Source organism: Nocardiopsis dassonvillei subsp. dassonvillei DSM 43111, assembly GCF_000092985.1.
Lineage (GTDB): Bacteria > Actinomycetota > Actinomycetes > Streptosporangiales > Streptosporangiaceae > Nocardiopsis > Nocardiopsis dassonvillei.
On the sequence record NC_014210.1, the window covers coordinates 770,043 to 787,060 of the forward strand.

At 74.2% G+C, this 17,018-nt stretch carries 13 protein-coding genes; 9 read left to right on the plus strand and 4 right to left on the minus strand.

The genetic code is table 11. The annotated features are described in order from the left end of the window. Positions 1 to 31: 31 nt before the first annotated feature. The 4 genes from NDAS_RS03125 to NDAS_RS03140 form a co-directional block, all read right to left on the minus strand. Complete coding sequence (locus tag NDAS_RS03125; protein ID WP_013151680.1) at positions 32 to 3,019, minus strand: AAA family ATPase; 2,988 nt, start codon at positions 3,017 to 3,019, stop codon at positions 32 to 34. Then, entirely contained in the window at positions 3,019 to 4,176 is a 1,158-nt protein-coding gene (locus NDAS_RS03130) for an exonuclease SbcCD subunit D (protein ID WP_013151681.1), read from the minus strand. The genes NDAS_RS03125 and NDAS_RS03130 overlap by 1 nt, the downstream gene beginning before the upstream one ends. A 102-nt stretch (positions 4,177 to 4,278) precedes the next feature. After that, a complete protein-coding gene (locus NDAS_RS03135) occupies positions 4,279 to 4,938 on the minus strand; it encodes an O-methyltransferase (RefSeq protein ID WP_013151682.1) in 660 nt (219 codons plus the stop codon). Between the two features lie 151 nt (positions 4,939 to 5,089). Continuing rightward, on the minus strand, positions 5,090 to 5,803 hold the full coding sequence (locus tag NDAS_RS03140; RefSeq protein WP_013151683.1) for a metal-dependent hydrolase: 714 nt from the start codon (positions 5,801 to 5,803) through the stop codon (positions 5,090 to 5,092). 413 nt (positions 5,804 to 6,216) lie between these two features. Between NDAS_RS03140 and NDAS_RS03145 the strand changes: the two genes are divergently transcribed. The 9 genes from NDAS_RS03145 to egtC all read left to right on the plus strand — a co-directional run bounded on the left by NDAS_RS03145 (position 6,217) and on the right by egtC (position 16,965). Further along, positions 6,217 to 8,112 carry an ABC transporter substrate-binding protein gene (locus tag NDAS_RS03145; RefSeq protein ID WP_013151684.1) on the plus strand — a complete coding sequence of 632 codons (1,896 nt, stop codon included), beginning with the start codon at positions 6,217 to 6,219 and terminating at the stop codon, positions 8,110 to 8,112. Continuing rightward, positions 8,109 to 9,179 (plus strand): ABC transporter permease, encoded by a 1,071-nt coding sequence (locus tag NDAS_RS03150; protein ID WP_013151685.1) that lies wholly within the window; start codon positions 8,109 to 8,111, stop codon positions 9,177 to 9,179. Before NDAS_RS03145 ends, NDAS_RS03150 begins: the two co-directional genes overlap by 4 nt. Further along, the gene (locus tag NDAS_RS03155) at positions 9,176 to 10,198 is read left to right on the plus strand and encodes an ABC transporter permease (protein WP_013151686.1); all 1,023 of its coding nucleotides are present in this window, start codon (positions 9,176 to 9,178) and stop codon (positions 10,196 to 10,198) included. The genes NDAS_RS03150 and NDAS_RS03155 overlap by 4 nt, the downstream gene beginning before the upstream one ends. Continuing rightward, on the plus strand, positions 10,195 to 11,217 hold the full coding sequence (locus NDAS_RS03160) for an ABC transporter ATP-binding protein (RefSeq protein WP_013151687.1): 1,023 nt from the start codon (positions 10,195 to 10,197) through the stop codon (positions 11,215 to 11,217). Before NDAS_RS03155 ends, NDAS_RS03160 begins: the two co-directional genes overlap by 4 nt. A 34-nt stretch (positions 11,218 to 11,251) precedes the next feature. After that, positions 11,252 to 12,331: an ABC transporter ATP-binding protein gene (locus tag NDAS_RS03165; protein ID WP_013151688.1), complete on the plus strand. Its 1,080-nt coding sequence runs from the start codon at positions 11,252 to 11,254 to the stop codon at positions 12,329 to 12,331. A 145-nt stretch (positions 12,332 to 12,476) separates the two neighbouring features. Continuing rightward, positions 12,477 to 13,385 (plus strand): arylamine N-acetyltransferase family protein, encoded by a 909-nt coding sequence (locus NDAS_RS03170; RefSeq protein WP_013151689.1) that lies wholly within the window; start codon positions 12,477 to 12,479, stop codon positions 13,383 to 13,385. Between the two features lie 213 nt (positions 13,386 to 13,598). After that, positions 13,599 to 14,885, plus strand: coding sequence for an ergothioneine biosynthesis glutamate--cysteine ligase EgtA (gene egtA, locus NDAS_RS03175; RefSeq protein WP_013151690.1), 1,287 nt, complete (start codon positions 13,599 to 13,601; stop codon positions 14,883 to 14,885). Then, a complete protein-coding gene (gene egtB / locus NDAS_RS03180) occupies positions 14,882 to 16,222 on the plus strand; it encodes an ergothioneine biosynthesis protein EgtB (RefSeq protein ID WP_013151691.1) in 1,341 nt (446 codons plus the stop codon). The genes egtA and egtB overlap by 4 nt, the downstream gene beginning before the upstream one ends. Continuing rightward, entirely contained in the window at positions 16,222 to 16,965 is a 744-nt protein-coding gene (gene egtC / locus NDAS_RS03185) for an ergothioneine biosynthesis protein EgtC (protein ID WP_013151692.1), read from the plus strand. The genes egtB and egtC overlap by 1 nt, the downstream gene beginning before the upstream one ends. The last annotated feature ends 53 nt before the right edge of the window (positions 16,966 to 17,018 follow it).

The following is a 17,018-nucleotide window of genomic DNA, read 5'->3' on the forward strand; positions in this document are numbered from 1 at the left end:
GGATGCCCGGATCCGGGGTGGACGTGCGCGCTCAGCCGGTGTGCTCCACCCGCGAGCCCGCCGCCGTCTTGACCACCTTCAGCCGGGCGGACACCCTCTGCCGCAGGTCGGCGACGTGGCTCACCACACCCACCGCCCGGCCGCCGTCCCGCAGCCGGTCCAGGACGTCCAGCACCTCCTCCAGGGTGTCCTCGTCCAGCGTGCCGAACCCCTCGTCCACGAACAGCGTGTCGATGTCGGCGCCGCCCGCCTCGGCACTGGCCACGTCGCCCAGCCCCAGGGCCAGCGCCAGCGAGCTGAAGAACGTCTCCCCGCCCGAGAGCGTGGCCGGGTCGCGCTCCACACCCGTCCAGGCGTCCACCACCCGCATGCCCAGGCCGCCGGCCGAACGCGCGCGCCCGTCCCCGGCGGCCTTGTCCACCGTGTACCGCAGCTCGTACCGGCCGTCCGACATCGTCACCAGGCGGTCGTTGGCGGCGGCCACCACCTGCTCCAGGCGGGCCGCCAGAACGTACGCCGACAGACGCACGTTGTCGGCGTTGTCGGAGGAGGTCCCGGCGGTCAGGCCGCGCAGCCCCTCGGCCACCGCGTAGCGGCGCAGCGCCGGTTCGCAGTCCCTCAGCCGCAGGTCCAGCTCCCCGCGCAGGGAGGCGAGCCGACGCGCCCGCTCCTCCAGCATGCTCCGCCAGGCCACCGCGCGGTCGGCGGCCTCCGACGCGGTCCGCGCGGCGCGGGCCAGCTCCTCCAGGTCGGGGACGGGCAGCTCCCCGGCCGCGGTCAGCTCCGGATCGGCCAGCGACGCCTCGACGGCGGCCAGGGCGTCGTCGAAGGAGCGGGCGCGTTCGCGCAGCGCGCGGCGCCGCTCCTCGTCCAGCGCGGCCTCCCACACCCCGGCCTCGTCGGCGAAGCGGGCCTCGGCCCGCTGCCGCTCGGCCTCGGCGACGGCGGCGCGCAGTTCGTCGGCCGCGCGGTCGCGGTTGACGGCCGCCTCGGCCGCGGCGCGCAGCAGGTCGGCCTCGCCGCCCAGCCTGGCGATCCGCTCGTCCAGCCCGGCGTCGTCCCCGCGCGCCCGGTCCAGCAGCGCGGTCAGCCTCCCGTGCTCGCGGACGGCGTTGTCCCGGTCGGCCCCGACCTGGGCCTCCTGCCGGACCAGCTCGCCCTCGCGGGTGCGGGCGCGCTCCAGGTCGCCGGTGGTGCGCTCCAGCTCCTCCTCCACCCGCCGGGCCTCACCGGCGGCGGCCCGGGCCTCCGCCAGCGCCGCGGTGTGCGCCTCCACCTCCTGACGGGCGGCGTCGGCGGTGGCGTCCTCGGCGCGCTCCCGCGCGGCGGTGCGCCGCTCCCGCAGGGCCACCGCGGCGCTCTCGGCCTCCGCGCGGCGCGAGGCCGCGGCGTCGGCGGCCGCCTGGGCCCGCCGCTCCTCCTCGGCGGAGACCAGGCCCTCGCCGGAGGGCCGGGCGGGGGAGGGGTGCGCCACCGACCCGCACACCGCGCACGGCTCCCCGTCGACCAGGCCGGACGCCAGTTCGGCGGCCATGTGGGTGATCCGGCGCTCGCGCAGGTCGAGGGCGCGGTCGCGGGCGGCCTGGGCCCCGTCCACGGCCTCCCGGTGGCGCTCCTGCGCCTCCGAGAGCTCCCGGCCCAGGCGCTCGTACTCGGCGGCGGCGTCGAGGCGCCTGCGGGCGGCGGCCAGGGCGGTCTCGGCGGCCCCCTCCTGTCCGGCCTGGTCGTGGAGGCGCCGCAGCTCGGCGGTGAGCGCCTCCACCCGGGCGGGCAGGGAGGCGGCCAGCGCGCGCTGGCGATCCAGCTGCGCGGCGATCTCGTCCAGGCGCCCCGTGAGCGCGGTGACGGAGCGGCCCAGGGACCGGCGGCGCTCGGCGTCCGCGCGCAGCGCGTCCAGACGGGCCAGTTCGTCCCGGCGCTCCCGCTCGGCGGCGCCCAGCTCCTCGCGCGGCACCGCCCCGTCGGAGCGCGCGGAGAAGCCGGGCAGCCCGCCCACCAGCGCCAGGTGGTCGGCGACGGCGAGTTCCGCCTTGTCCAGCTCGGTGCGGCGGTTGTCGCGGGCGCGCAGGAAGGGCAGCACCGACTCGGCGCGCCCGGCGTCGTCGAGCTGGGCGTCGAGCGCGGCCCGCCACGCGGTGTGCTCGGCCAGCTGGGCGCGGCGCCCGCGGGCGGCGGCCAGCCGCTCCTGGAGCGCGCGCAGCTCACGCCCCTCGGACAGGGCGCGCTGGGCCTCCTCACGGGCCCCGGTGAACTCCCCGGCCACCCGCCCGGCGTCGCGTGCGGTCGCGGCGGTGACGCAGGCCAGCTCCGCGGCCCAGGCCGACAGCTCCTCGGGCGGTTCGGGGGCCCGGGACCCGCCGACCTCGGCGATGCGGTCCGCGACCGCGCGCACCTGGGCGTTGGCCGTCCGGACCTCGTGTTCGAGCCGTTTGGCGTGCGCTCCCAGCCACGTCTCCACGTCCCGGAACAGCCGGGTGTTGAAGATGCGCTCCAGGGACTCGCGGCGCTCCTCGGACTTGGCGCGCAGGAACCGCGCGAAGTCGCCCTGGGGGAGCATGACGGTCTGGCAGAACTGCGCGAGGGTCAGGCCCAGCAGGTCGCCGACGAACTGCCCCGCCTCGTCGGGGCGGGTGGTGACGCCCTCCCACCTGCCGCCGGTGAACTCCTTGACGACGACCTTGGTGTTCTGCGACACCGTGCCGGTGCCCCGCTTCTTGGGGCGGTCCCAGCGCGGCTTGCGCTCGATCCAGATGCGGCGCCCCTGGACCGTGAACTCCAGGACCACCCTGGGCTCGGCGTCCAGCGGGGCGTGGTCGCTCTTGGGGGAGCGGTCCTTGCCCCGGGCGCCCGGCACGTTGCCGTACAGGGCGAAGCACACCGCGTCCAGCACGGTGGTCTTGCCCGCGCCGGTGGGGCCGTGGATGAGGAAGAGGCCGCCCGCGCTGAGGCGGTCGAAGTCCACCTCCTCGGTGCCCGCGAACGGGCCGAACGCCTGGACGGTGAGGGTGTGCAGCCGCATCAGCGCGTCCCCTCCTGGAGCCGGACCTGCTCGACGGCGGTGTTCACGAGGGCCTCCTCCTCGGGGGTGGCGGGGGTGCCGCGGGCCCACTCCACGAAGTCGCCGACCACCTGGCGCTCGCTGCGGTCGGCGACGGAGGCGGCGATCGGACGGGTGTCGGGGGCACCGCCCTCGGGGGCGAAGTCCAGGACCAGGACGTGGGGGAAGCGTTCGCGCAGCCGGTCCATGGGGTGGGCGGGGCGGCGCGGGTCGGTCAGGGTGATCTGGAGCCAGTGGCCGGTGCGGGACTCCCACTCGGGACGGGTGAGCAGGTCCTCGATCCGGCCGCGGATACGGGCCAGGGGGCGGGGGACGGGCGCCGCGGCGAACTCGGCGCCCGCGAGGCCGTCGGCGTCCAGGTCCACCAGCCAGTAGCCCTTGACGTGGTGCTCCTCGGAGAAGGAGTAGGCCAGCGGGCTGCCCGAGTAGCGCACGGACGGGGTGATGGTCTGCCGCCCGTGCAGGTGGCCCAGGGCCACGTAGTCGACCCCGTCGTAGACCGGGACCGGCACGTGCGAGGCACCGCCCACCGAGATGTCGCGTTCGCTGTCGGAGGGCTCGCCGCCGGTCACGAACGCGTGCGACAGGACCACCGACCGGGTGCCGGGCCGCTCGGCGAGGTCGGCGCGCACCAGGTCCATGGCGTGCCCGAGCGCCGCCGCGTGCCCCCGCTCGGGCAGGTCCCAGTGGTGGCGCGCGATCTCCGGTTCCAGGTAGGGGATGCCGTAGAAGGCCACGGGTCCGTGTTCGTCCTCGATGACCACGGGCGTGCCGACGCCGTCCAGGGAGCTGCGCAGGTGGACGCCGGAGGCGTCGATGAGGCCGGTGGCGAAGGACATCCGCGCCATGGAGTCGTGGTTGCCGCTGATGAGGACGGCCCGGGCCCCGGTCTCGCGGATCCGGCCCAGGGCGCGGTCGAAGAGCCGGACCGCGTCCACCGACGGCAGGGCGCGGTCGTAGAGGTCACCGGCCACGACCACCACGTCGACCCGGTGTTCGCGGATGGTGTCGACGAGGTGGTCCAGGAAGGCCGCCTGGGCGTCGATGAGGTTCTCCCGGTGGAAGGAGCGGCCCAGGTGCCAGTCCGAGGTGTGCAGCAGGCGCATGGCACTGGACATTACCGAAGCCCGACCCTTGGCGTGCGGGACGAGAGCCGTCCTGTGGACGACGTCAGGGGCCGGCGCCCTCCGCGGCGCGTCGGTGCCTCGGAACCCGGGGCGTCAGTGCTTGCGGGCGAGGGTGAGGCCGTCGCCGATGGGCAGCAGCACCTGCGTGACGCGCTCGTCGGCGACCAGCCGGTCGTTGAAGTCGCGGATCCCCCGTACGGCCGCCGACGTGTTCTCGCGGTCCACGACCCGCCCGTGGGAGAGGGTGTTGTCGGCCAGGATCAGGCCGCCCGACCGGACGCGGGGGACCAGCTCCTCCCAGTAGCCGACGTAGCCCTCCTTGTCGGCGTCCACGAAGGCCAGGTCGAAGCGCGGCTCCTCGGCAAGCTCCCGCAGCGACTCCAGGGCCGGGCCCAGCCTCAGGGTGATCCTGTCCGCGACCCCGGCGCGCTCCCAGTACCGCCGGGCCACGGAGGTCCACTCCTCGCTGACGTCCAGGGCCAGGAGGCGGCCGCCCTCGGGGAGGCCGCGCGCGAAGCAGATCGACGAGTAGCCGGTGAAGGTCCCGATCTCCACCACCTCCCGCGCGCCGCAGATCCGCGTGAGCATCGTGGTGAAGGCGCCCTGCTCGGGGCCGATCTGCATGCCCCGGTGGTCCGGGAACAGCCGCGCGGTCTCCTCGGCCAGGTCCGCCAGGACCTCGTCCACGGGCTCGCTGTGCTCGACGACGTAGGCGTGCAGTTCGGGGCTGAGGCCCTCTGTGGATCGTGTCACGCCCGACAGCCTAGGCCAGCCGGGGCCCGGCCGACAGGTGCCGGGCCGTCGCGGGGGGTACGGGAGCGGACCCGGCGGCAGCGGGATGCGTCGTGGGGCCTGGCACGGCCCCCGGGGCAGCAGCGCGGGGACGTCACCGCCCCGGCCCCGGTCAGTACTCGGGCAGTAGCGCGGGCCAGTCGAACAGGTAGATGGTCCCCACGATGACGCCGATGGTCAGCAGCGGGGTGACGAACTTCTGCTCGACCGGGCCGTCGGTGACGAAGCCCTTCCCCTGCCCGAAGCGCTTCTTGAAGAAGGGCCAGAAGATGGGCACGCCCATCTTGGTGATCATGTCGCCGAAGAAGTGCAGGACCACGCCGAAGGCCACCGCCAGGCCCAGCCAGCTGTAGTTCACCCCGGCGGTGAACAGCGCCAGCGTGATGCCCGCCGTGGCCATCGCGTTGATGACCCCCGACGCGACCTTGTTCTTGTCCAGGCCGAAGCCCAGGCCCTGGAGGGCGATGCCGATCAGCAGGAACACGAAGACCTGGACGGCCAGCTCGGACCACAGCGCCAACAGCTGTACCAGCACGCCCATGAGCACCGCGAAGAAGAACGAGTGCGTTCCCATCCGGTGCCCGCCGAACAGGAAGCCCAGCATGCCGCTCAGCACCTCGGTGACCTTGCCGTAGGTCTTGGTCACCGTGGCGCTCTTGTGGTCCAGATCGGGCAGCAGGGCCGCACCGGCGCAGACCAGGGAACCGGCGATGATCTCACCGGGACCCAGGTGGAAGCTGAGTCCGAGGAATTCCCTGCCCTGGACCAGCGGAACGACCGCCATCCAGCCGACCACGCCGCTCAGTGCGTGCGAGTGCCCCATCATGGCGGGAACCGTAGCGGAGTACGGCATTTACTGCCAACGCGGGGTGTCCGCCAACGGCGCACCGGTCACCCAGAGCACACGGCCGACGCCCCCGCCGCCCTCCCGGCGGTACCCCTTCGCCACCCAGCGTGTGACCGCGACCCCTCTCCGTGGGAACGCGGGCCCGCGGTGCGCCCCTCCGCGCCTCCTCCGTGCCGGTCGCGCACTCCGGCCGCCCTTTTCCCGCGTGTCCCGGACATTTCCGGTGACGGTTTCCGGACGCTTTTACGGCGACATTTTTCGGACCGAATCCAAACCGATGTCACGGCGCTCCACGAAGGTCATTGACGCTCGTCGTCGTCCGTTGGTAAACAACCACCAACCCCCAGGTGGCGTGCCACCGACCCACGATCCTCTGACAGGAGGGGCCGCACATGAACGCCCACCACCCTCCCCCCGGTTCCCCCGTGCGCCGCACCGTCCCTCCCCACGCCCCTTCCACCGGCGCGTTCCCGCGCCGGGCCCCGCGCCGTATCGCCGCCACGGCCGCCGCGCTGCTCCTCCTGGCGGGCACCGCCGCGGCCCCCGCCGCCGCGGACACCTCCGACGGCCAGACCCTCAGCATCGCCACCTCCCAGCAGGTGGACTCCTTCAACCCCTTCACCGCGCAGCTCGCGATCACCACCAACGTCCTGCGCCACGTCTACGACTCCCTCGTCACGGTCGACCCCCAGACGAACCAGCCCGCCCCCTCCCTCGCCGAGTCCTGGGAGTCCAGCGACGACGGCCTCACCTGGACCTTCCACCTGCGCGAGGGCGTCCGGTTCTCCGACGACGAGCCCCTGACCGCCGACGACGTGGTCTGGACCTTCACCACCATGATGGAGAACGAGGCCGCGGCCGTCGCCAACGGCAACTACGTCTCCGGCTTCGACACGGTCACCGCCGAGGACGACCACACCGTGGTCATCGAACTCGACGAGCCGCAGGCCACCATGACCTCCCTCAACGTCCCGATCGTCCCCAGGCACGTCTGGGAGCCGATCCTGGAGCGCGAGGGCGACGCCTTCGCCGACTACGGCAACGAGGACTTCCCGACCGTCGGCAGCGGCCCCTTCGTCCTCACCGGCCACGACCGGGGCCGCTCCATCACCCTGGAGGCCAACCCCGACCACTGGCGCGGCGCACCCGCCTTCGAGCGGGTCGTCCTGCGCTACTACTCCGAGAAGGACGCCGCGGTGGAGGCGCTGCGCAGCGGTGAGGTCTCCCTGGTCTACGAACTCACCCAGGCGCAGGCCGCAGCGCTGGAGTCGGCGCAGGACGTCCGGGTCAACATCGCCGACGGCAAGCGCTTCCAGGCCTTCACCATCAACCCCGGCGCGGTCACCCAGGACGGGGAGGAGTTCGGCGACGGGCACCCCGCCCTCGCCGACCGCACCCTGCGCCAGGCCATCGTCATGGCCATCGACAACCAGGAGATCGTCGACAAGGCGCACGGCGGCGAGGCCGTGGCCGCGGGCGGCTACATCCCGCCCCGCTACGAGGACTTCCACTGGGCGCCCGAGGGCGAGGAGGCCGTCCTCGACTTCGACCCCGAGGCGGCCAACGCCATGCTCGACGAGGCCGGGTACGAGCGGGGTGAGGACGGCGTGCGCGTCTCACCCGAGGGCGACCGCCTCGAACTGCGGATGCACGTCCACCAGGACCGGCCCGACAACGTCAACACCGGGTTGGTCATCGTCGAGCGCCTGGCCGACATCGGCATCGAGGTGGAGAACCTCACCGTCGACCCCGGCGTGCTCAGCGACGCCCTCTTCGCGGGCGAGTACGACCTCATCTTCACCGGCTGGACGGTCAACCCCGACCCCGACTACGTGCTGAGCATCCACACCTGCGGCGCCCTGCCCACCGAGCCGGGCACCATGCAGGGCGACGCCTACTTCTGCGACGAGGAGTACGACGAGCTCTACGAGGCCCAGCTCGCCGAGTACGACCGCCAGGCCCGCGCGGAGATCATCCACCAGCTCCAGGAGGTCCTCTACCGCGAGGCCGTCGTGAACGTGCTGGCCTACCCCAACATCATGGAGGCCTACCGCACCGACCACATCGCCTCCATCCAGTACGAGCCCGCCGAGGGCGGCAACATCTGGGGACAGGACGGCTACTGGGCCTGGTGGTCGGCCGAACCCGCCGCCGAGCGGACCGCGGGCGCGGCCTCCGGTCCCTCCGCCGGGGTCTGGATCGGCGTCGGGGCCGTCGTGCTCGTCCTCGCCGCGGTCGGGGGCTTCCTGCTGCTGCGCCGACGTTCCACCATGGAGGACCGCGAGTGACCACTACTCCCACCGCCGCGGGAGGCCCGCCCGGGGAGGAGGCGATCACCGCCCCCTCCCCGGCCGGACCCGCCGGACCGGGCCGCGCCCGGCGCGCCGCGCGCTACGTGGCCGGACGCCTGACGACCGCGGTGGTCTCCCTGGCCGCCGTGGTCGTCGCCGGGTTCTTCCTCTTCCGGATCCTGCCCGGCGACCCCGTGCGCGCCATGACCGAGGGCCGCGAGGTCACCGCCGAGCAGCGCGAGGAGCTGCGCCGCCAGTTCGGGCTCGACCAGCCGCTGTGGCAGCAGTTCCTCGACTACGCGCTCGGCCTGCTGCGCCTCGACCTGGGTGAGTCCTTCCAGTACCACGAACCCGTCGCCGAACTCATCCTGGACCGGCTCGGCCCGACCATCCTGCTCGCCGGGACCGGCACGGTCATCGCCGCGCTGCTGGGCCTGTTCCTGGGCGCCCGGGCGGGCTGGAGGCCGGGCAGCCGCTCGGACCGGGCCAACACCGCCGTCGCCCTGTTCTTCTGGTCGGTGCCCACGTTCTGGCTCGGCCTGCTGCTCATCGTCTTCCTGGCCTCGGGGCGCGGGTTCGTGCCCGGCATGTTCCCGACCGGCGGCATGGTCGACCCCCGCACCGGCGGGGGCCTGGAGACCGTGCTGAACACCGCCTGGCACATGGTGCTGCCCGTCACCACCATGGTCGCGGTCATCTACGCCCAGTACCTGATGATCATGCGCTCCTCGCTCATGGACGAGAAGGGCGCCGACTACCTCACCACCGCGCGCGCCAAGGGCCTGCGCGACGCCCTGGTGCGGCGCAGGCACGCCGTGCCCAACGCCCTGCTGCCCACGGTGACGCTCCTGTTCCTCAACCTCGGACAGGTCGTGTCCGGGGTGATCCTCGTGGAGACCGTGTTCTCCTGGCCCGGCCTCGGACAGCTCTTCTACTCCGGCCTGCGCGTACCCGACCTCGGCCTCGTCCAGGGCCTGTTCGTGGTGTTCGCGGCCTCGGTGATCCTCATGAACCTGCTCGCCGACCTGGTGTACCCGCTGCTCGACCCCCGGGTGCGCCCGTGAACGCCCCCGCCGGGACGCCCGGCAGCCCGAGCGACGGGGAGAACGGCCCCTCCGCCCGGTCGGAGGGCGCCGCCACGGCGACCGCACCGCCGCCGACGACCGCACCGCCCTCGCCCCGCGTCCTGGCCCGCAGACGCCGTCAGGAGGCCCTGCGCCGCTTCGCCCGCGAGTACGCCCGCAACCGGGCCGGGCTGGTCGGCCTGACCGCGCTGCTGGCCATCGGCGCCCTGGCCCTGACCGCGCCGCTCTTCGTCGACCAGGCCGACCTCACCGTCACCGGCGCGCCGGGCACCGCCTACGAGGAGCCCAGCGCGCGGTTCCCGCTCGGCACCGACAACTTCGGCCGCTCCATCCTGGACCTGGTCGTCTGGGGCTCACGGGTCTCGCTCACGGTGGGCTTCCTGGCCACGGCCGTCTCCGTGGTCCTGGGCACCCTGGTCGGGGTCACCGCCGGGCACTTCGGCGCCTCCGGCGGCCCCGCGGGGCGGTTCGTGTCCTCCGCGCTCATGCGCGTCACCGACTGGTTCCTGGTCCTGCCCACGCTCGTCCTGGCCGTCGCGCTGGCCGCCGTGCTGCCGCGCGGCACCGGAACCATCATCATCGCCATCGGCCTGACCGTCTGGCCCGCCACGGCGCGCCTGGTGCGCGCCCAGACCCTCGCGGTGGAGGCGCGCCCCTACGTGGAGCGGGCCCGCGCCCTGGGCGGCGGCCACGGCCACGTCATGCTCTGGCACGTCCTGCCCAACGTCATGCCGGTCGTGCTCGCCCAGACCACCCTGCTCGTGGCCACCTCGATCATCGCCGAGTCCACGCTGGCCTTCCTGGGCGTGGGAGACCCCACGACGATCTCCTGGGGAGGCATCCTGGACGCGGCCCGCAACGCGGGCGCGATCAGCTCCGGGATCTGGTGGTACATGGTTCCGCCCGGCCTGGCGATCGCCGTGGTCGCGCTGTCCTTCACACTGTGCGGCCGGGCCCTCGAATCCGTCATCAACCCGCGACTCCGGGAGCAGCGTTGACCTCCCTCCTCGACGTCCGCGACCTGCGCGTCACCTACCGCACGGGCGGCGGCGACATCCCCGCCGTGCGCGGCGTGGACCTGTCCCTGGACCCCGGTGACACCCTGGGCCTGGCGGGGGAGTCGGGCAGCGGCAAGTCCACCGTGGCCCTGGCCCTGCTGCGCCTGCTGCCCGAGACCGCGCGCATCTCCGGCGAGGTCCTGCTGGAGGGCGAGAACGTCCTGGACATGCGCTGGGGCCGCCTGCGCGCGGTCCGCTGGGCGGGCGCCTCCATCGTCTTCCAGGGCGCCATGCACTCGCTCAACCCGGTCCGGCGGATCGGACAGCAGATCGCCGAGCCGATGAGCGTGCACGGCACGGTCCCCGCGGCGGAGGCGCCCGCACGCGTCGGCGCACTGCTCGAACAGGTCGGCCTGCCCGCCTCCCGCGCCCGCGACTACCCCCACCAGCTGTCCGGCGGGCAGCGCCAGCGGGCCATGATCGCGATGGCGCTGGCCTGCGAGCCGCGTCTGGTCATCGCCGACGAGGCCACCACCGCCCTGGACGTGATGATCCAGGCCCAGATCCTGGCCCTGCTGCGGCGGCTCGTCGCCGAGCACGGCATCGGCATGCTGATGATCAGCCACGACCTGTCGGTCCTGGCCTCGACCTGCGACCGGGTCGCGGTCATGTACGCGGGCCGGGTCGTGGAGCAGGGACCGGCGCGGGAGGTCGTGCACGAACCCGCGCACCCCTACGCCGGCGCGCTCAGCGCCGCCTTCCCCCGCATCGGCGACCCGGCCTCGCGCCTGGCGCCCCGGGGCCTGCCCGGCGACCCGCCCGACCCGGCGGACCCGCCCTCGGGCTGCGTGTTCCGACCGCGCTGCGCGGTGGCCGAGACCGTGTGCTCCACGGTCGACCCGCCCCTGTGGCCGGTGGACCCCGACACCGAGGGCGCGTCCACCAGGCAGGCGGCGTGCGTGCACGTGGGCCCCGCCCGGCCGCTGACCGCCACCGGGGACGACGGGGGCCGTCCGTGACCGCGACCGCCGCACCCACCGAGGAGACGCGCCCGTGAGCACCACCGAGACCGACCCCCACGAGACACCGCCGACCCGCGGGGAGGAGTCGGTCCCCGTCCTGAGCGCCCGGGGGGTGGAGGTCGCCTTCGCGGCCGGGTTCGCCCCCGGCGGCGGCCGGGGCACCGCCCGCGCCGTGGACGGCGTCAACCTCGACGTCTCCGCGGGCGAGATCGTGGCGCTGGTGGGGGAGTCCGGCTGCGGCAAGACCACCCTGGCCCGCGTCCTGCTGGGCCTGGAGCGGCCCACGGGCGGTGACGTGGCCTTCGAGGGCGATCCGCTGCGCTACGGCTCCCGCGACATGCGCCGCTACCGCCGCCGGGTGCAACTGGTGCAGCAGGACCCCACCGGGTCGCTCAACCCGCGCCGCACCGTCTACGAGTCCGTGGCCGAGGGACTGCGCATCCACGAGGGCACCGTGTCCGACGAGGCCGAGCGGGTCGGCGCGGCGCTGTCCAAGGCGGGCCTGCGCCCGCCGGACCGGTTCTTCCCCCGCTACCCGCACGAGCTGTCGGGCGGCCAGCGCCAGCGCGTGGTGATCGCCGGTGCGCTCATCCTGGACCCCGAGGTGCTGGTGGCCGACGAGCCGGTGGCCTCCCTGGACGCGTCGGTGCGCGGCGAGATCCTGCGGCTGCTCCTGGACCTGCGCGCCGACCTGGGGCTGTCGGCCCTGGTGGCCACGCACGACCGGGGCCTGGCCTGGAACATCGCCGACCGGGTCGCGGTGATGTACCTGGGGCGCGTGGTGGAGTTGGGCACCGTGGAGGAGGTCCTGTCCGCTCCCGCCCACCCCTACACCCGGGCGCTGCTGTCGGTGCTGCCCGAGGCGGACGGGGAACCGGTGGTGCTCTCCGGCGAGCCGCCGGACCCCAAACGGGTGCCCCGGGGCTGCCGCTTCCACCCGCGCTGCCCGGTGCTGGCCTCCGGTGAGGCCGAACGCGCAGGGGTGGCCGACCGCTGCCGCACCGTGGACCCGGCGATCCTGGGGGGCGGCGCCGAACGGCGGGTGGCCTGCCACTGGGCGGCGGCCGACGCCGCCGGACGCGTGCGCGAGGGGGAACCGGCCTCCGGCTGAGGCGGCGCGAGGTCCCTCCGGCGCGCTGACCACGAACGTCTCCACGTCATTCCCTTCCATTCCCGCTTTCCGTGACCGTTTCCGGACAGGAGAGGAGAGTGATTCGTCCGGAATAGGGCTTTTGTGGGGTCGGTTCGGGATCGACATGACGCACGAAACCCTCGTTTCCGACAGCCTGGCCCCCGCGCCCCGGCCCTCCCTCCTCACCACCGACCGCGACTTCTGGCAGGGACGGGAACTGGACCTGGACGCCTACCTGGCCCGCCTGGGCCTGTCCGGCGACCTGCCGCCCACGCTGGACACCCTGCGCGCCGTGCACCGCGCGCACCTGGCCGCCATCCCCTTCGAGAACCTCCAGATCGTCCTGGAGCGCCCCATCCTGCTGGACGTGCCCGCGCTGGTGGACAAGATGGTCCTCCGGGCCAGGGGCGGCTACTGCTACGAGCAGAACCTGCTGCTGGCGGCCGCGCTGGACCGGCTCGGCTTCTCCGTCACCGGCTTCGCCGCCCGCGTGCTCTCCGGCGGCACGGGCGCCCCGCGCCCGGCCACGCACGCCCTGCTGCGGGTGGACCTGGAGGAGGGGCCGTGGCTGGCCGACGTCGGCTTCGGCAGCGGCCTGCTGGAACCGGTCCCCTTCGCCGACGGGCACCAGGAGGTCCAGGGCGGGTGGGGCCTGCGCCTGGACCGCGTGTCCGAGGTGGGCGAGGACGAGTGGCTGCTGCGCTCCTTCGACGGTCGCGGGTGGAATCCGCTGTACTCCTTCTCCGCCACCGCGATGGTGCGCCAGGACTACGCCGTCTTCAGCCACCACCTGGTCACCCACCCGCGCTCCCCGTTCCGGGGCAGGCTGGTGGTCCAGCGCATCGGACCGGGTGCCCATCACATGCTGATGGACACCACCCTGACCACCGCCGCGCCCGACGGCACCCGCACGGAACGCGAGGTGCCCGTGGAAGAGGTGGGACAGGTGTTGCAGGAGGTGTTCGGCATCGGCCTTGACCAGGACGAACGGGCCGTCGTCGAGAAGCGCCTCCGGGAGTTCACCGGCATGTGAGCGGCATCACACAGCGGTGGGTGGGAGCGCGCCCACCCGCCGCGACGGCCGGTACCACCTGGCGTCCCGCCGCCCGGCCTCCCCACCCGTATCGGGAGTGTCCCGACACCAGCGGAGAGTCGTGGACAACACGCACGTTCGGCATGACGGCCGGATGGGCAGGATCCTCGGGGCGCCGCCCGGCGGAGGCGGCCGTTCGCGAGGGGACAGCCCATGGCCCACCACATGACCACGGAAGACGTCCACGAGTACATCAACGGCGTTTGCTTCAAGACCGGCCCTCCCGGCAAGGTCGGAGCCGAGACCGAATGGCTGGTCGCCGACTCCGCGGACCCGACCGCACCCGTTCCCGTCGACCGCCTCGCGGCCCTGGTGGAGTCCTGCGGCCCGCCGCCCTCGGGAAGCGGCGTCACCTTCGAACCCGGCGGACAGCTCGAACTCAGCTCGCCCGCCCTTCCGGGACCGGCCCGGGCGCACGCGGCGCTCTCCGCCGACCTGGACCACGTCGGCAAGGCCCTCGCCGAGGCCGGGCTCCACCTGGTCGAGACGGCCCTCGACCCCGCCCGCCCGCCCCGGCGCCAGCTCCGTGAAGCCCGCTACACGGCCATGGAGCGCTTCTTCGCCCACCACCGCCAGCCCAGCGGCTACACCATGATGTGCAGCACCGCCTCGCTCCAGGTGTGCCTGGACACGGGGGAGGACGCCGCCGACGTCCGCGACCGCTGGGAACTCGTCCACCGGCTCGGTCCGGTGCTCGTCGCCGCTTTCGCCAACTCCGCCGTCTGGCGGGGCCGCCCCACCGGGTGGAAGTCCACCCGGTGGGCGATCTGGGCGGCCACCGACGCCACCCGCACCCGGCCCGTCCTGGACGCGGGCAGCCCCGCCGACCCCGCCACGGCGTGGGCCGAGTACGCGCTGGCCGCCAGGGTCATGGCCGTCCCCGGAGGCGAGGGCCCCTGGACCCCCGACCCGGGCGTGACCTTCTCCCAGTGGCTCGACGGGCAGGGTCCGCGCCCGGCCACCCGGGCCGACCTGGAGTTCCACCTCAGCACTCTCTTCCCGCCCGTGCGCCCGCGCGGCTGGTGGGAACTGCGGATGATCGACGCGCTGCCCGTGCGCTGGTGGCCGGTCCCGGTGGCGCTCGCCGCCGCCCTGGTCGACGACCCCCGCGCCCGCGCCGCGGCCGAGGAGGCCACCGAGGAGCTGTGCGGGGGGCGCTCCCCCGACCGCCACCTGTGGCTGCGCTCGGCGCGCCTGGGCATGGCCGACCCCGACGTCGCCCGGTGCGCCCGCGCCTGCTTCGACGCCGCCATCGAGGCGCTGCCCCGCATGGGCGCCGCCTCCCTGGCCGCGCTGGTCGACGACTACGCCGACCACCACACGCGGCGCGGGCTCAGCCCCGCCGACACCCGGCCGACCGTGCCCGTACCGCGCCCGGCGCGGGGGGAGCGCGTACGGTCCGCGGCCGCGGGCCCCGGACACGTGGAAGGAGCACGGTGAACCACGAACAGGAGCGCGCCAAGGAGCGCATCGCCGCCGAACTCGACCGGGCGAGGGACCGCAGCAACGGGCTGACCCTCCACGCCCTCGACGAGGGGGAGCTGCTCGCCCAGCACTCGCCCCTGATGTCGCCGCTGGTCTGGGACCTGGCGCACGTGGGCAACTACGAGGAGCAGTGGCTGCTGCGCGCCGCGGGGGGCCGTGAGGCGCTGCGCCCCGACATCGACACCCTCTACGACGCCTTCGAGAACCCGCGCGCCGAACGGGTCAGCCTCCCGCTGCTGCGGCCCGAGGAGGCCCGCGACTACAACGCGCGCGTGCGCAGGGAGGTGCTCGACGCGCTGGAGTCCGCCGACCTCACCCGGGTGGAGACCGGCCCGGACGGCGAACGCTCCCTGCTGGACGCCGGGTTCGTCTTCCACATGGTCATCCAGCACGAGCACCAGCACGGCGAGACCATGCTCGCCACCCACCAGCTCCGCAAGGGCGAGCCCGTCCTGCTGGAGGAGGCCGCGCCCGTCACCACGCTGCGCCCGCCGGTCCGGGACGAGGTGTTCGTGCCCGAGGGGCCGTTCACCATGGGCACCGACGACGACCCCTGGGCCTACGACAACGAGCGCCCCGCGCGCACCGTCGACCTGGGCCCCTACTGGATCGACACCGCCCTCGTGACCAACGCCGCCTACCAGGAGTTCATGGACGACGGCGGCTACCAGACCCGCCGCTGGTGGACCCGCGACGGCTGGGAGTGGAAGGAGAAGCGGGGAGCGGTCTCCCCTGCCTTCTGGACCCGGGAGGGGACCGGGTGGTCGCGCCGCCGGTTCGGCCGCCAGGAGATGGTGCCCCCCGACGAGCCCGTGCAGCATGTGTGCTTCCACGAGGCCCGGGCCTACGCCGCCTGGGCGGGCAAGCGCCTGCCGAGCGAGCCCGAGTGGGAGAAGGCCGCGCGCTTCGACCCGGTCAGCGGCCGGTCCCGGCGCTACCCGTGGGGCGACACCGATCCCGGACCCGGCCACGCCAACCTGGGCCAGCGCAGGCTGGGCCCCTCACCCGCCGGGCGCCACCCCGACGGCGCCTCGCCGCTGGGCGTCCAGCAGCTGGTCGGCGACGTGTGGGAGTGGACCTCCACCACCTTCACCGGCTACCCGGGGTTCCGCGCCTTCCCGTACGAGGACTACTCGGAGGTGTTCTTCGACGACGGGTACAAGGTGCTGCGGGGCGGCTCCTGGGCCACCCACCCCACCGCGGCCCGCGCCACGTTCCGCAACTGGGACCACCCGATCCGCCGGCAGATCTTCAGCGGTTTCCGCTGCGCGCGCGACGCGGAACCCGCCTGATGTGCCGGCACCTCGCCTACCTGGGGCCGCCGCGCACGCTGCACGACCTGCTGTACGCGGCGCCCCACTCACTGCACGTCCAGTCCTGGGCGCCGCGCATGCAGCGGTACGGCACCGTCAACGCCGACGGGTTCGGCGTCGGCTGGTACCCCCCGGAGGACGGCCCCGCCGAACCGCTGCGCTACCGCCGCGCCATGCCCGTCTGGGGTGACGCCTCCTTCGCCGACGCCGCCCGCGCCATCGCCTCCGGGTGCGTGGTGGCCGCCGTGCGCGACGCCACCGTCGGGTTCGGCTCGGAGGAGTCGGGCGCCCAGCCCTTCCGCGCCGACCGGCTGCTGTTCAGCCACAACGGCGCGGTGGAGGACGACGAGGCGCTCACCGCCGCGTTCGCCGCGCCCCCGCCACGCGGCGTACTGGACGCCCGCGCCCCCCTGGACTCCGCGCCGCTGTTCGCACACACCGTGCGACTGTGGCGCGACTCCCAGAACCTGTCCGAAACCCTGGCCACCGTGGTCCGCGAGGCCCGCAAGCACTCCGGGGGCCGCTACAACCTGCTGGCCAGCGACGGCCATACCCTCGCCGCCACCGCGGCCGGGGACACCCTGTTCACCCTGCGCGAGCCGGACGGCGGGGTTTTCCTGGCCTCCGAGCCCTTCGACGACGCCCCCGGATGGCGCGAGGTCCCCCAGGACTCGGTGGTCGCGGCCACGGGGGAGCGCACCGAGGTCCGCCCGATCGACTGACCGGCTCCGCCCATCTTTCCGACACCACCTGTCCCGGGTACATCTTCGGGGAC

What these genes read in the sequence shown, in the direction of transcription:
- NDAS_RS03140 (WP_013151683.1), bottom strand. Translation starts at nt 5,803, where the DNA reads ATGATGGGGCACTCGCACGCACTGAGCGGCGTGGTCGGCTGGATGGCG.
- NDAS_RS03130 (WP_013151681.1), bottom strand. Translation starts at nt 4,176, where the DNA reads ATGTCCAGTGCCATGCGCCTGCTGCACACCTCGGACTGGCACCTGGGC.
- NDAS_RS03125 (WP_013151680.1), bottom strand. Translation starts at nt 3,019, where the DNA reads ATGCGGCTGCACACCCTCACCGTCCAGGCGTTCGGCCCGTTCGCGGGC.
- egtA (WP_013151690.1), top strand. Translation starts at nt 13,599, where the DNA reads ATGGCCCACCACATGACCACGGAAGACGTCCACGAGTACATCAACGGC.
- NDAS_RS03170 (WP_013151689.1), top strand. Translation starts at nt 12,477, where the DNA reads ATGACGCACGAAACCCTCGTTTCCGACAGCCTGGCCCCCGCGCCCCGG.
- NDAS_RS03145 (WP_013151684.1), top strand. Translation starts at nt 6,217, where the DNA reads ATGAACGCCCACCACCCTCCCCCCGGTTCCCCCGTGCGCCGCACCGTC.
- egtC (WP_013151692.1), top strand. Translation starts at nt 16,222, where the DNA reads ATGTGCCGGCACCTCGCCTACCTGGGGCCGCCGCGCACGCTGCACGAC.